5 protein-coding genes are annotated in these 14,243 nt (G+C 67.4%); all 5 read left to right on the forward strand.

The window, feature by feature from the left end; all coding sequences use genetic code 11:
- Positions 1-140: 140 nt before the first annotated feature.
- Positions 141-1,475, forward strand: coding sequence for a hypothetical protein (locus ACQ4WL_RS10895; RefSeq protein ID WP_436509741.1), 1,335 nt, complete (start codon positions 141-143; stop codon positions 1,473-1,475).
- A 67-nt stretch (positions 1,476-1,542) separates the two neighbouring features.
- Positions 1,543-2,295 (forward strand): hypothetical protein, encoded by a 753-nt coding sequence (locus ACQ4WL_RS10900; protein WP_436509742.1) that lies wholly within the window; start codon positions 1,543-1,545, stop codon positions 2,293-2,295.
- Complete coding sequence (locus ACQ4WL_RS10905) at positions 2,259-3,803, forward strand: lipase family protein (RefSeq protein ID WP_436509743.1); 1,545 nt, start codon at positions 2,259-2,261, stop codon at positions 3,801-3,803. The genes ACQ4WL_RS10900 and ACQ4WL_RS10905 overlap by 37 nt, the downstream gene beginning before the upstream one ends.
- A 3-nt stretch (positions 3,804-3,806) precedes the next feature.
- On the forward strand, positions 3,807-4,727 hold the full coding sequence (locus ACQ4WL_RS10910; protein ID WP_436509744.1) for a hypothetical protein: 921 nt from the start codon (positions 3,807-3,809) through the stop codon (positions 4,725-4,727).
- 73 nt (positions 4,728-4,800) lie between these two features.
- On the forward strand, positions 4,801-14,220 hold the full coding sequence (locus tag ACQ4WL_RS10915; RefSeq protein ID WP_436509745.1) for a DUF6603 domain-containing protein: 9,420 nt from the start codon (positions 4,801-4,803) through the stop codon (positions 14,218-14,220).
- The last annotated feature ends 23 nt before the right edge of the window (positions 14,221-14,243 follow it).

Genomic DNA, 14,243 nt, shown 5'->3' on the forward strand with positions numbered 1-14,243 from the left:
TCGTAATTATAACGTTATATTTTTAATATCAACAGCAGTTGATGTTTCGTGTCGAGATCGCGAATATTAACGAATGGCTCCATTCCCATAATATGGTTGATGACTTGACGGATTTTTATCCAATCTGAAGGAGTGAGACGATGGCAAAACAGTTTAAAGATCTGAGCAGCGAGCAAGTGGCGAAATTCAATGCGCGCTGCGCCCAGCTCGGCGTGGACCCGAGCAAGATCCAGGGCAGCGTGACGACCGCCGGAGCCGAGGGCGGCTTGCACTGCGGGCATCCCGGCGCCAATTCGACTTTTCCTCCCGCGAACATCCTCAAGCTCGACAATGTGGCGCAATTGAAGGCCCTGAGCGCCTGCAATGACGAGGATTATGTGCGCGGGCTGGAAAGCGATGCCCACGTCAAGTATCCCCAGCCGGTCGCGGATTTGGAACTGCCGCTGCTGTCGTCCTACGGGAGCGACCTCACTTTGATCGAGAACTTTATGACCGAGGCCCAGAAGGAGACGGTGGTGCAAGCCTTGCACGCCTACCTGGTGGGCAATTCGAACAAGGTGAAGGATTACGAGCCGATCATCAACGCGATCCATTTCCCGATGTCGCTGGCGGTCTACGCGGCCCAGGACATCACGATCACCGCCGCCAATCCGCTGGTGCTCAATTCCGACCAGATCGGTTTGTACAATTTCGGCGTCGTGACGGTCGAGCCGGGCGGCAGCATCCAGGTCCTCACCGCCGCCCAGATGGATTCGCAGGTATTCAACGGCCAGACCGCGATGCGCGCTAACGCGGACGGCACGGCCACCGCCAGCGTCGTTCCGACCATTAACTTCAAGGGCGCCAACGGCAGCAACGGCACCGACGGCACGGCTGGCACCAACGGCGGCAACGGCGGCAATGCCAAACAAGGTTCGCCGAGCAGCAATAACTGCGATTGCAACAATCCTTCGCCGGTGGCCGCCACGGCCAGCGGCAACGGCACTGCGGGCAGCTCCGGCACCCGGGGCGCAGACGGTTCCATTTCCGGCAACTCGGTGTTTTCGTTGGGCGCGATCTCCGGCCCGATCCAGGTGACCTACGTCGGCGGCGTGGGCGGCAACGGCGGCGCCGGGATGGCCGGCGGCTCCGGCGGCAATGGCGGCAACGCGGCTGGGGCGGCGGCTTCGCCGTGCAATAACTCATATGCCGGCACCCCGTCCGGCAATGGCGCCAATGGCGGCAACGGCGGCAACGGCGGCAACGGCGCCAACGGGCCGAACGTGACGATCTATTACACCTCGATCACCTCCGACACCACGTTTTCGATCGACACCTCGTCGATCGCCGCCGGCTCGGGCGGCGCGGCGGGCGCCGGCGGCGCGGCCGGCACCGGCGGCACCGGCGGCGGCACGGCCGGGACCCCCGGCACGGCCGGCGCGCCCGGCATCACCGGTTCTCCGGGCACGCTCACGACGCGTTTGCAACCGGCGTAAGGGCAGCTTCGGTAGTGTGGGTGACCTCCCCGTGCAGGCCAGCGCGGGGTCTTGAAGGGGAGAAGAGATGACTACTTTTGATAGCAGCGATGCAGTGATACGCCTGGTCGGCCTGGACGCGAACCCGGTCCCGGCCGCCGCCGGCGGCGCTACCGGCACGGCGGGGGCCGCAGGCGCGGCGGGCAGCTTGACGTCTGGAAAATGCTGCAACTGTTCGAGCAACGGGAGCGCTGGCGGACCTGGCGGCTTCGGTAATAATGGTTCGCCCGGCGGGCCGGGCTGGCCGGCTCCCACCTTCACGCTGGTCGTCGGCAGCGTCGAGGGCTTGCTGACGATCGCCTCGACCGGCGGTGCCGGCGCCGCTGGCGGCGCTGGCGGCGCGGGCGGGCTCGGCGGGCTCGGCGGCGCGGCCGGGCAAATGACGGCTTCGGCCGAAACGAGTTGCCTGGAGGCGTACGGCAGCAAGTCGCCCGAGTGCAGCACGGCGGCCGGCGGCATCGGCGGAACCGGCGGCAATGGCGGCATCGGCGGCAATGCCGGGTCCGGCGGCAGCGGTGGTGGCGTCACTGTCACCTACACCACCATGAGCACACCGATCCTGGCGATATCGACCGGCGGGAGGGCCGGTCCCGGCGGACCGGGCGGCCTGGGCGGTGCCGGCGGCGCGGGCGGCGCCAACGAAGTCGCCTCGAGCAGCAGCGAGCCGAGCAACGCGGCCAGCGGCAGCGCCGGAGCGGTCGGCACGGCCGGCAGCCCCGGCTCGGCCGGCGCCACCGGCGAGGTGTGCATCCTGCAGAGTCAAGCGGCGGTGGCGGGATGATGGCCGCCGCCACCACCGGGACCTACGACGCCGCGCTGGCGGCCAAATTGGTGCCGCTGGCCACGCTGGCCAACGCGTCGCTGGCGAACCTGTACCTGCCGTCCGACTGGGGCCTGGCATACAGCCACACCGGGTCCGCCTCGATGGGCAGTTGCCAGTACTTCCTGGCGGTCAGCCCAGCTTCCTCGCCAACCATGTGCGTGCTGGTGCTCGGCGCGCTGTGGAGCGATTTCATCGCGTTCTACACGCCCGACAACCATTATTTGTTCCTGGTGCCGAGCAGCGTTGTCGGCACCACCGCGGCGATCTCGGCCGACGGCGGCTTCGAAACCATGTACCAGTCCATCCGCAGCTCTCTATGGGCCGACCTGGCCAAGATCCAGCGCACCATTCCCGCCTTCACCAGCAACTTGCCGCTGGTGGTGGTCGGCCTCGGGCCGGGCGCGCCAGTGGCGCAACTAGCGTCGCTCGACCTGCGGCCCAACAAGACCCTGTCGCCGTCGCCGGTGACCAGCTTGCAGTCCTACGTGTATTCCTGTCCGCCCTTCGTCGACACCGCCTTCGCCACCTCGTTCGCCAGCATGGTGCCGGCGGCCTACCGGGTGCAGGCGCCGGCCGACCTGTTCGCGTCGCAGCCGCTGCCGGCCAGCGGCTACGTCCAGGCCGGCGCGCAGCACAACCTGGCCATGGCGATCCCGACCTACGATTCGCCCTGGGTCGAGCGCGACGGTCCGTACTACCAGCAATTGCTGACCGGGGTGGCCCCCTTCAATGACGGCGCGGGCACAACGGCCGTGGTGCCCGGATTCGATCCGCTGCTCGCCTTCGCGATGGCCAAGCTGTCGGCCATCCCCTACCAGATGGCCCAGCATCCGGGCAGCACCCTGGCCTTCACTTACAGCCCCTACGTGCTGCAGCAAAACCTGAGCTTCGGCGCGACGGTCTGGGCCACCCTGTTCGAGGGGCCCGACACGCTCGTCATCGCGCTGCGCGGCACTTTCACGTGGCTCGAACTGATCACCCTCGTGAGCAACGCCGTCCCGTCCTCGCCAGCCTGGCTCAGCGGTAATTACGGGAAATATGCCCAGCCCCTGGTCGACCTGTATGCCAGCGGCCGCGACTGCCTGCGCGCCGCGCTCAACGTGCTGAGCAACAAGCCTGTGATCTTGACCGGGCACGATTGCGGCGGCGCTCTGGCCAACCTGATGGCGGTCGACATCCTGGCCAATCCGCTGGCCGGCAATCGCACGGTGGCGTCGGTCTACACCTTCGGCACTGAACCGGCGGCCGATCTCACGTTCGCGCGCAGCTACGGCTCGAGCCGCCTGGGCAGTTGCAATTTCCAGGTAGCCAGAACGCTCGACATCATGCCCGGCTTGCAACTGCTCAGCTCACTGCAAACCTTGGGCACGCCGGTGCAGTTGTCGGGAGGCGATTTCGACAGCTACAACGGCAGCACCTTCCACGGCTTGTACAACTATATCGACCTTCTCAATCCAGGGAGCTGAACGATGGACGCTGTGACGCGACGCGCGATGTCGCCGTATTTTCTGCGCCAGCTGGAGTACTACGGGGTCGATCCGACCGCGCTGGCCGGGCCGGTGCATGCCGGCCTGGTCCTGAGCGGGGACCCCGAGCAGTCCGACCTGGCGCCCCAACGGGTCGGCCCCAGGCAGGCGGCCGTGTTCGCGTTGAGCGAGCTCACCCTCGGGCCGGGGCAACGCTTGCTGGTGAGCGCCAAGGCCGAGCAGCGCGTGGTCCTGGTGCTCGCATCGCTGTCGATGGCGGACGACGCGTGCCTGGTCTTGACGGCCAACACCGACCTCGTGGTCGATCAATGGTGCCCCGGCGCGGCGCCGGGCGGGACCAGGGTGGTCTTGCTGAGCGCCCCCGACGGCCAGGCCGGCTTGCCCGGAGTGCGGGGTGCAACGGGTGCAAACGGCGTTGACAGCAATACGCCGGGCGGCCCCGGCACCTTTGGCGGGGCCGGCTCGAACGGCAGCCGCGGCTTCGACAGCCCCGACGCGCTCATCACCATCGCGCGCCTGGGCGGCGACACGCTGTTCGAAGTAAGCGCGGGCAAGGGCGGCGATGGCGGCGCCGGCGGCAAGGGCGGCCAGGGCGGCATGGGCGGGATCGATCCTGCCACCAGGAAGATGGCGGCGGGCGGCGCTGGCGCTGCCGGCGGTCCAGGCGGCCATGCCGGGTCCGGCGGCAACGGCGGGTGCATGCGGGTCTGGATCGAGGCGATCGATGCAGGCGCGAGCTTCACCACCCGTGCCGGCCAGATACCGGGCAGCGCGGCCGGCGCCGGCGGCGCGCCCGGCATTCCCGGGCGGGGCCACCCGGACGGGGCCTTCGGCCAGCCCGGTCTGCCCGGCAATCCCGGTTCGGCCGGCACGTCCGGGGTGGTGGAAGTGAAGTTGGTTTGACGGAAACAGTCCTTGAAGCTCATGCAACGGGAGTAAATGATGTTCATCAACACGTTCTCTTGTGAGGTCCATCGTGGGTAGCCCAAGCACCTTCGACGCCTCGCAGCTGGCACCCACCTTGCTCAAGCTGGGCATCGCGATCGGCATTCTGCGTGCGGTCCAGGGCCAGGCCAACAGCTACGAGCTCAATCCGGACTGGTTCCAGAACCCCATGAATTTGACCGGGGACAATCTGTCGACCAACGGCGCGATGATCGCCGCACTGTTCGCCGAGTTGCTCGGCGAAGTCTCGGCAAGCGCGCTCGGCTTGCCGGCCCAGGACCTGGGCAGCATGGGCGTGTGGAATCCGATCCCGTATCCGGGCAGCCTGACGGCGACCGGTTTTTACCTCGTCAATTACGCAGTCGATCCGGACCTCGTCAACAGCGACCAGGTTTTCGGCATCGGCGTGCTGCACCAGTGGAATTTCGCGGCCCAGGGCGTGGCCGACGGTATCAGCGACATCGAGGTCAGCGCCTGGGGCTTGCTGCCGGTGTTGAAAATCGGGCAGGGCGGCATGAACATGGTGCTGGGGAGCAGCGACTTCCCGCTTAACATGGGCGTGCAGTTCGCCGCTGCGGGCGGTCAACATATCATCAGCAGCAACGGTCTGTCGTTCAACGGCGTCAAGTTCAGCGCCCAGATCGACCTGGGCGCGCCTTCGGTCGACCTGTCGGTGGTGGTGATGCAACTGCAATTGCCGACCGAACTGCTACCGGCCGACCGCAACCTGAGCCAGATCGCCCAGATCACGCCGCAGGAATGGCTGAGCACGGTGTCGACCCTGTTCGTGTCGGCCTTGCAGCAGGTGCTCGGCCAGGACAACCGCGCCAGCAACCTGTTGCCGATCCTGGGCCTGTCGCCCATCGTCCCCGGTTCGGCGGTACGCCTGCCGCTGCTGCGCTGGGATACGCTGCTGTCGCAAGCGAACGCGGGCGCTTCGCTGGGCGCGCCCTTCGTCGCCTGGTTCAACAGCTTGTTGGCCGACGAGGCCGCGTTCCCGGCCTGGATGGGCGCGATCGGCGCCTTGCTCGGCGTGGCCGCGCCCGAGGTGGCCGGCGACGGCAGCGTGGCCGCGCCGTTCATGGTGCCGTTGCTGAGCGACCCGGCCTACGGCGCTCTGGCGCTGACCATGGTCACCCAGGTCGACGCCCTCGGCATCCGTTACCTGCTGCCGGGCCTCAATTTCCGCGGCAAGGGCCAGCAACTGGGGACGGCCCCGGCGCAAGTCCTGGTCCAGGCCCAGCTCGACCTGGCCCAGTTCTCGCTGGCCACCACCGGCCAGCTCGGCGTGAGCACCAGTTTCCTCAACCTCAATGTCGGCATTGCGCTGACCAACACCGACACCGGCAAGCCGCTGTTCGCCGGCAGCGTGGGCGGCGAACAGTACAGCTTCGGCAGCCTGGCCGGCGGGGTCTCGGTCTTGCAAAGCAGCACCGCGGCGATGAAGGTGGTGCCCGCGTTCCAGCTGGTCAATGTATCCACGCCGAATGGGCAGTACGCGCAGATCGACCTGACACAGCCGGGTACCCTGGTCGAGCAGGCGATCACGGAGTTGTACACCCTGGTCGACGCTGCCCTGCAGGGCGTGTTCGGCCTGGCCGCCGGATCCGCCTATGGGCACCAGGCCGCCATCCTGCTCGGCGTGATTGCGCCGGACCTGGGCGCGGGTGTGAGCTGGCCGGCCGCTTTGGCGCCGCCATTCAGCGCCGCGCAAATGGTCACGTCGTTCCAGAACCCGGTGGCCGCGTTCAGCACGTATTACAGCGCGCTGCTGCAAGGCGGCACCCTGGTCGATGGGCAGTTGCCCGTGTACTGGCTGCTGCAGGCGGCCGGCGCCTTGTTCGACCAGGCCGGCGTCAAGGCCAGCGTGACCGGCAAGGGACAGGCGGCCGACCCGTGGCTGTTTTCGCTAACGGACGCCAGCCTGCCGGCCTCCCTGCTGGCCTATGTGGAAACCCAGACCGGCGGCGCCAACCGCCTCACCATGGGCCTGCAACTGAGCCCGGACATCAGTTACGCCAGCCTGCAAACGCTGGACATCGGCATCGACGTGTATGCGCTGAGCATGCAGTTCGGTAACGGCGCGCCGGTGCAGGCGTGCCTATTCCCGGGCATCGCCGCGCGCATCGCACTGTCGCAAACCCTCGTCACGCCGGCCGTCGCCGGCGCCGCCGTCAGCGTCGACGGCGCCTCCTTCACCGGCAGCTGGTCGCCCTACGACAGCTGGCACTGGAACGTCGCGGTCGGCCAGCCGGCCATCATCGTCGACGGCACCTCGATGCCGGTCGGGCAAGACATGGTGTTCTCGGATGCCGATTCGCTCGATGAACTCGTCACCAGGCAGGGACAGACCTTCGCGCCCATCGTCACCGCCCTGTCCGGCGTGGCCGTGTACCGCACTGGCAACCGTCCCGGCCTCGCGCTGAATGCCTTGCTCGGCTTGCTGCCGAACCTGGGCCCCTTCGTGCCCGCCGGCCTGAACTGGCCGGCCACGATGCCGGTGATGAAGCCGGACGGCTTCACCGACCCGGTCGGCGACGTCAAGTGCCAAGTCTCGGCGCTGCTGGCGCAGGCGGACTACACCGAGGCGGCCATGGCCTTGCTGGGCTGGGCCGTCAGCGACGATGCGCCCATCCCGACGGTGTCGGGCAGCGGCAGCTACGCCGCGCCGTTCGCGGTGGCAGTCGACCTGCCGGGCGAGCTGGACCTGGCCGTGTGGACTTCGGCGCTTGGCCAGAGCCTCGGCCTGGGCTTGCAGCGCCGCTTCAGCTTCAGCGCCCTCGGTATCGACGCCAGCACCGACTTGCTGCTGCGCTTCGTCGAAGTGTCCCTGACGGACGCCGCGCCGCAGAGCAACTACCTGCCAGGCTTGCGCCTGCAGACCCTGCTCACGCCGCAGGCGCCGGTCGTGGTGCCGAGCACCGACGGCACCATCAAGACGCTCGTGTCGATGCGGCTCGGGATCGACATGGCGCTCGACCAGGGCAGCCTCGTGCTGCAGCCGCAAGTGGTGCTGACCATGCAAAGCGGGGCCGACACGCTGGTCTACGACCTGGCCCAGTTGCCGTTCCAGAGCAGCGAATGGGTGGCCGTGTTTTACGGCCTGCTCAACATCGGCGTGGGCCAGTTCGTCACCCCGTTGCTGGGCAACGCCGCCATCAGCAACGCCTACCAGGTGATGGACCTGATGAACCTGGTCATCCCGCTGCCCAAGGGCGACGCGCTGGCCGGCGTCGATTCGGCCGGCTGGACCGCGATGCTGGCCGATCCGCTCAATTACTTCATCGAACGCGGCATCGCCCTGTTCGAGGATGCCGCCAGCAGGGCCCAGGCGGTGGCGCTGCTCGAATCCATCACCGGCATCACGATCCCGGCGGTGCCGCTGCCAATGCTGCAACTGCTGCACGCGCTGCAACTGGTGAAGGACCAGGACAGCGGCTTCGCGCCCTGCCTGTACGACTGGGTGGCGCTGGCCGCCAATCCGGCCGCGCAGCTGGAAAGCCGTTTCGCCGCCCTGATGGCCGACCCGCTGCGAGTGGCCCGGCTGAGCGCCGAACTGTGCTCGCAGATCGAGCCGGTGACCTTGGGACCGGTGCAATTGTCGGTGTCGGAGGGCGCGCTGTTCCAGGTCAGCCTGCTGGCCGACGCGCTGCCGATGTGGGGCAACTTCCTGCAGATCAGCGGGGCGATGGGTTTCGACCTGCGCAGCAGTGAATTGAGCGCCGAACTGAGGCTGTACTGCGCGCAAGTGCAGCTCGAACTGCGCTCCAAGCTGGCCGTCACGGTCGCCGCAGCGTCCAAGGCCGCGTTCGCGGTCGAACTGTGCTGGGGCGACGGTGCCCAGCCAATGCCGCTGCCGCTGACCCTGTACCCCTTCGACGCCGCCGTGTTCCTCGAGCAAACCATCGCACTGGCGCCCAACTTCGCGCTCTCGACCTTTTTCGGGCAAGTGGTCGACGCCCAGCTGCTCAACGCCTACCCGGTCGCGCGCACCGCCATGTCGGCGCTCGGGCTGGCATTCCAGGACAGCGCCACCGGCCTGTGGTTCACCAAGTCGCCCCTCGGTCTGTTCGGCGATCCGCTTGGCTGGCTGCTGGGCGACGCCGTGCTCGGCGCCAACGGTCACCTCAACATCGCCGCCCTGGCGCGCGTGTTCTCCACCATCACGGTCGCCTCGCAGGCCTCCAACGGCGTCGGCGTCAAGCCGATCACGGGCGGCCTGTGCATTTTCGGTTTGCCGTACAGCCAGCAAATCGAACTGGTGGCCGACGTCGCCGCGCAGAAATTCATCATCACGCCCGGCCTTGCGGCTGGCAAGACGCTGGCGCTGGCCGACGGCGTGGAGTTGCTGACGCTGGCGTTCTCGCTCTCGCTGGGCCCGAACTTCCAACCCGGCCTGGCCGGCAATGTCTCGCTCAGCGGCAAGGTCACGGGCGACACTACGCTGGTGCTCCAGGCCGCTTACGACAAGGTGTTCCACCTGTCGGCCAGGCAGCTCGAGAGCGGGCAGAATTTCCAGATACTGCCGTTCCCCGGATGGCAAACGCTGGTGGTCGAGGCCGCGCAGCAAGCCGCGCAAGCCTTGCTCAAGCAACTGACCACCGTGCTGCTCGACGAACTGGCCGCAGGCGGCGCGGGCGCCTTCGTGGCCAGCCTGCGCAGCGCCTCGGACGAGCTGCAGGTGGCGCAGCTGGTCAACCAACTGATCGCGGTCAGCGACGAGGGCGCGGACGCCGTCGGCAGCGCGGCGCTCGCGTGGCTGTCTGGACGGCTGTCGAGCGCCAACGCGCCGGCCACCGTGCAAGCCGTGGCCGGCCTGCTCAAGCCGTATTTCGCCAGCATCGAGACCGATGCGGGCCTGTTGCGCTACAAGCCATCGGCCAGCCTGCCGGTCACCCTGGTGACGGGCGTGCAAACCCTGTCGGGCACCTTGCAGGTCGGCCTGTGGGTCGAACTGTACCTGCCCACCGGCGACAGCATCGTGCTCGAGATTGCGCCCACCGGTATCGGCATTCCGGTGCTGGCCGACGGCACGCCGGTCAGCCCGGTCAAGCCGCAGCTGCACTTCGCGCTGGCCATCCTGGCGCCCCTGCAGGACGAGTGCGGACCGAAACTGTCGATGCAGTTCAACATGCTCAGCGGCAAATTCCTGCTCGGCGTCGACCCGGCCGGCACCGCGCTGGCCGACAGCAGCTACTATCGCGAATTGCTGCCGACCTTCTTCGGCCAACCCGACCGCTCCCAATGGAGCAAGGATGTCCTTGACTGGCTCGAATCGATCCTGCTCAACATCGTGCCGCGCTACCTGTCGATCCTGGTGCTGAACCAGGCCGCCGTCAGCAAGTGGATGGCGCAACCGCTGTTCTCGTCGGACAAGGGCCCGAGCGCCGCCAACATTTTGCTGGCCTCGCAATTGATGATCCAGGAAGACAAGCTGTACATGCTGAACAGTCTGTCCGCACTGGAAAGCCTGACCATCGAGCAATTCCTGGCCCGTTTCCTGCGCGCCATGCTGGCCGAGCAGTTCCAGCTGGTCAGTATCGGCAGCACCGGCGGCATCTGGCTCGGTCCGCGCACCGTCGGCAGCGACTACTTCGGCCTGCGCGTGATGGTGCCGGGCCTGGAACTGGCCGCCGTGCCCTATGTGACCTTGCAGCTGGGCGACGAAGACACCGAATGGATCGCCAAGGCCGGTGGCGACCCCGACCTGAAGGGCGGCGTCTCGCTGTACGTGCCGATCAGCGCGGACTCGCCGGAATTCAGAAAATTGCTGCTCGAACTGGTCAACATCGGCATGGATTTCCACGGCAAGGAAGGCCAGAATCTGGTGCTGATGAGCCGCTTCAGCCTGGGCGCGGTCGCGCCGCGCGGCTTGATCACCTTCGACTTCGCCAACACCGCCAACCGGGTCAAGTCGTTTGGCGGGGGCGTGATGCTCAGTAATATAGGCATTTCGCTTTCGCCCAACGTGGCCGTGCCGGGGCCGAAGGCCAATCCGGTGGCGGAAAACCTGCTCGGCTCCGGCAACGAGGCCTCGCCGCAGTCGGCCAACCCGGTCGCCAATCCGGGTTTCTCGGTACGCACCTCCTACGTCAACGATTTGTACGTCGAGCTGTTCAGCGGCGACGGCAGCCAGGGCAGCCAGGTGTGGTTCCCGGTGCAGCGCAGCTTCGGCCCCTTGTATGCCAACCAGATCGGGGTCGGCTGGGAACAGGATAAGTATCTGCTCGACATGCTGTTCGACGGCAACGTCAGCATGGCGGGCCTGTTCATCGGCCTCGATTCGCTGTCCGTCGGCGTGCCCGTCAAGACCCCGCTCGACTCGAGCGCCTACACCATGGACCTGGCCGGGATCGACATCCAGTTCACCGGCGGTGGCGTGGAAATCGCCGGCGGCTTCCTCAAGCAGGACAACCCGGTCAGCTACGACGGCTACGCCACCGTCAAGGCCGGCTCCTTCGGCCTGATGGCGCTCGGTTCGTACGCGCTGGTGCCGCTCGACCCGGCCAAGCCGGACGGCCCGACGGCCGCCTCGCTGTTCATCTTCGTCAATCTGAACATCCCGCTCGGGCCCACCCCGGCCTTCTTCATCAACGGCCTGGCCGCCGGTTTCGGCTACAACCGCAACCTGCGTATCCCGGACGTGGACGGCATCGCCGAATTCCCGCTGGTGCAAGGCGCGACCGACAGTCGCGTGTTCGGCTCGGGCGCGACGCCGGATTCGGCCCTGAGCGTGCTCTCCAAGGTGGTTTATCCTGAAATCGGGCAATACTGGGCCGCAGGCGGCATCCAGTTCACCAGCTTCCAGATGCTCAACTCGTTCGCGCTGTTGATCGTCAAGTTCGGGCGCGAGTTCTCGATCGACCTGATCGGCATCAGCTCGGCCTCGTTCCCGCCCAAGGCCAAGCCGGCCAACGCGCTCGCCTACGTGGAACTGGGCTTGCTGGTATCGTTCCGCCCGAGCGACGGCGTGGTGTCGGTGCGCGCTCAACTGACGCCGAACTCCTTCGTGCTGTCCAAGGATTGCCAGTTGACGGGCGGCTTCGCGGCCATCGTCTGGTACGACGGCATCTACGCGGGCGACTTCGTCATCACCCTGGGCGGCTACAACCCGGCCTTCAGCGTGCCCGAGAACTATCCGACCGTGCCGCGCCTGGGCTTCAACTGGCCGATGCTCATGCCGATCGGTTCGCTCAACATCAACGGCGGCGCCTATTTCGCGCTGACTCCGTCGGCCATCATGGCCGGCGGCTACCTGAAAGTGTTGTTCGAAAGCGGCCCGCTGCGCGCCTGGTTCGCCGCCGGCGTTGATTTCCTGATCCAGTGGCAACCCTTCTATTTCAGGCTCGACGCCTACATCACCGTCGGTGCCGGATTCGAGACCGAGGTGGCTGGCGTCAAGCTGTCGCTGACGGCCCAGATCGGCGCCCGCCTGGTCCTGTGGGGCCCTCCGATCGCCGGCGAGGTCGGGGTCGACTGGTACGTGATTTCGTTCACGATACCGTTCGGCGACAGCAAGCAGGCGCAGCCCGGCACCAATCCGCTCGACTGGGCCGCCTTCCAGCTCAGCTTCCTGCCCGCGCTGAGCATCGGCACGTCGCCGCTGGGCGCCAAAGCAGCCCCGGCCAAGCTGATGGCGCTGGCGCAGCAGGCGCCGACCCCGGCGCTGACCCAGGCCTACGCCGTGCTCAAGGCGCAAGTGACGCTCGGCCTGATCGAGGACTACCCGGATGTCGGCTGGGTGATCCAGAGTCCGTTCACGCTCACCGTCGGCACCGTCGTTCCGGCGACCACCTTGCGCTTCGCGGGCGCCGCCGCCAGCTTCAGCGGTCCGGCCATCGGCATCCAGCCGATGGCGCAGGTCACCGTGACGACTCCGTTGAGCTTGACCTTGCTGGGCTGGTCCGTCAAGGACAACGCCTGGGAAGCGATCAACCTGGACGCGCGCCTGATCGACGTGGGCATGCAGCAAAGCAGCTCGCCCGAAGCGCTGTGGTCCAAGAACGCCTTCAATCCGGATGGCATCCCGCAGGCGAAGTCGATTCCCGGCACCATCCTGGGCGCCAGCTTGCAGGGCTCGCAAGTGTTGCGGTATGCGCCGGTCGGCCCAATGGCACTGACCACGCTGGCCTTCGTCACCCTGGGCCCGCTGCCGCTGCCGTTCGCCTGGACCCCGAACTATCCGGCGCAAGCGGCGCCGCTCCAGACCGACCGCGCCCGGGTGATCGCTTCGACCATCATGGACCCGGTGGTCGAGCTGCTGCGCAACGACATCCTGGCCGCGCTGCGCCTGTTCGGCCAGCCGGCGCTGGAGGCGCCCAACTTGTCGGTGCTGCAACACAACGTTGGCAACATCTTCCAGTCGCCGCCCAGCATCGCGCCGCTCGGCATGGACCTCGCGCCGGTGGTAACTGCCCCGACCGCGATGGCGCAAGCGGCGCCGCGGGTGGCCGCGGAAGCGCCCGCCGCCGTGAACGCCAGCCGCGTGATCGGCCACAGCCGGCGCTATCGGGCCGGCGGCCCCCAGTACGCGCTGGGCAAGGGCGCCACCGCCTTGCAAGTGATGCGCTACCGCAGCCGCGCAAAATGGGTGGCCGGCCTCGGCCAGTTCGCTGCCAAGGTGGCCGGCCAGCTGCATCTGACGTTGGCGCCGGGAGCGACCAGCATCGTCCGCCTCGGCGACGCCGCCAGGCGCAGCGTGCAGCTGCGCGGCAACCTGGCGCTGCGCCTGCTCGCCTTCAACCGTTACGACGAGCCGCTGCAGCTGCGCATCGCCGATCCGGCGTGCAGCGCGCACCACGAGCTGCCGGCCGCCACCAGCGAGCTGGTGGTGATCGCCGCCGACGCCAGCCCGGACGGTGTCGCCGGCTGGTACCACGACAGCGACTGGACGCGCCTGAACCACTACTACTTCCAGGCCGACGGCTGCCTGCTGCGCCCGGAAGCGGCGCCGGTGCTGAAAAAACTGCAGCGCGGCCAGATCCTGGCCAGCGACGTCCTCAAGGGCAACCAGGTGCGCCAGGCCGACGGCAGCCTGGGGCAGGGGTGGCTCGAAACCCTGTTCTTCGAGCACGTGTCGACGGTGGCCGTGCTGGTCGGCGGGTCGGTCCGGCCGCGCGTGCAGGCGCGCTGGACCGACGATCCGGCCAACCCGGCTTATGCCAGGGATGACGACCTCGAGCCGCAATTCGTTCTCCAGGTTGGCGCGCTCCAGGCCTATGTATACCAGGTGCCCGCTTGCCTCGACGTCAAGCTTGACCTGGCGTTGCTGGTGCACGGGCGCGACACCGCCTGTTACCGCTCGTCGGCGTCGGCCAGCGTGCAGGGCGTGTTCGGCTTTTGCGCCGACGCGGCGACCCTGAAATCGCGCGGCTTGAGCGGCCTCATGCAGTGTGCCGCGGGGGCGCCGCTCGATACCGCGCCGCCGTCTTGCCAACTTCAAATAGCGTAAGGACAAGTCCATGAACGATATCG

The sequence above is a fragment of the Janthinobacterium kochi genome, assembly GCF_051380715.1.
In the GTDB taxonomy this organism is placed as follows: Bacteria; Pseudomonadota; Gammaproteobacteria; order Burkholderiales; family Burkholderiaceae_D; genus Janthinobacterium.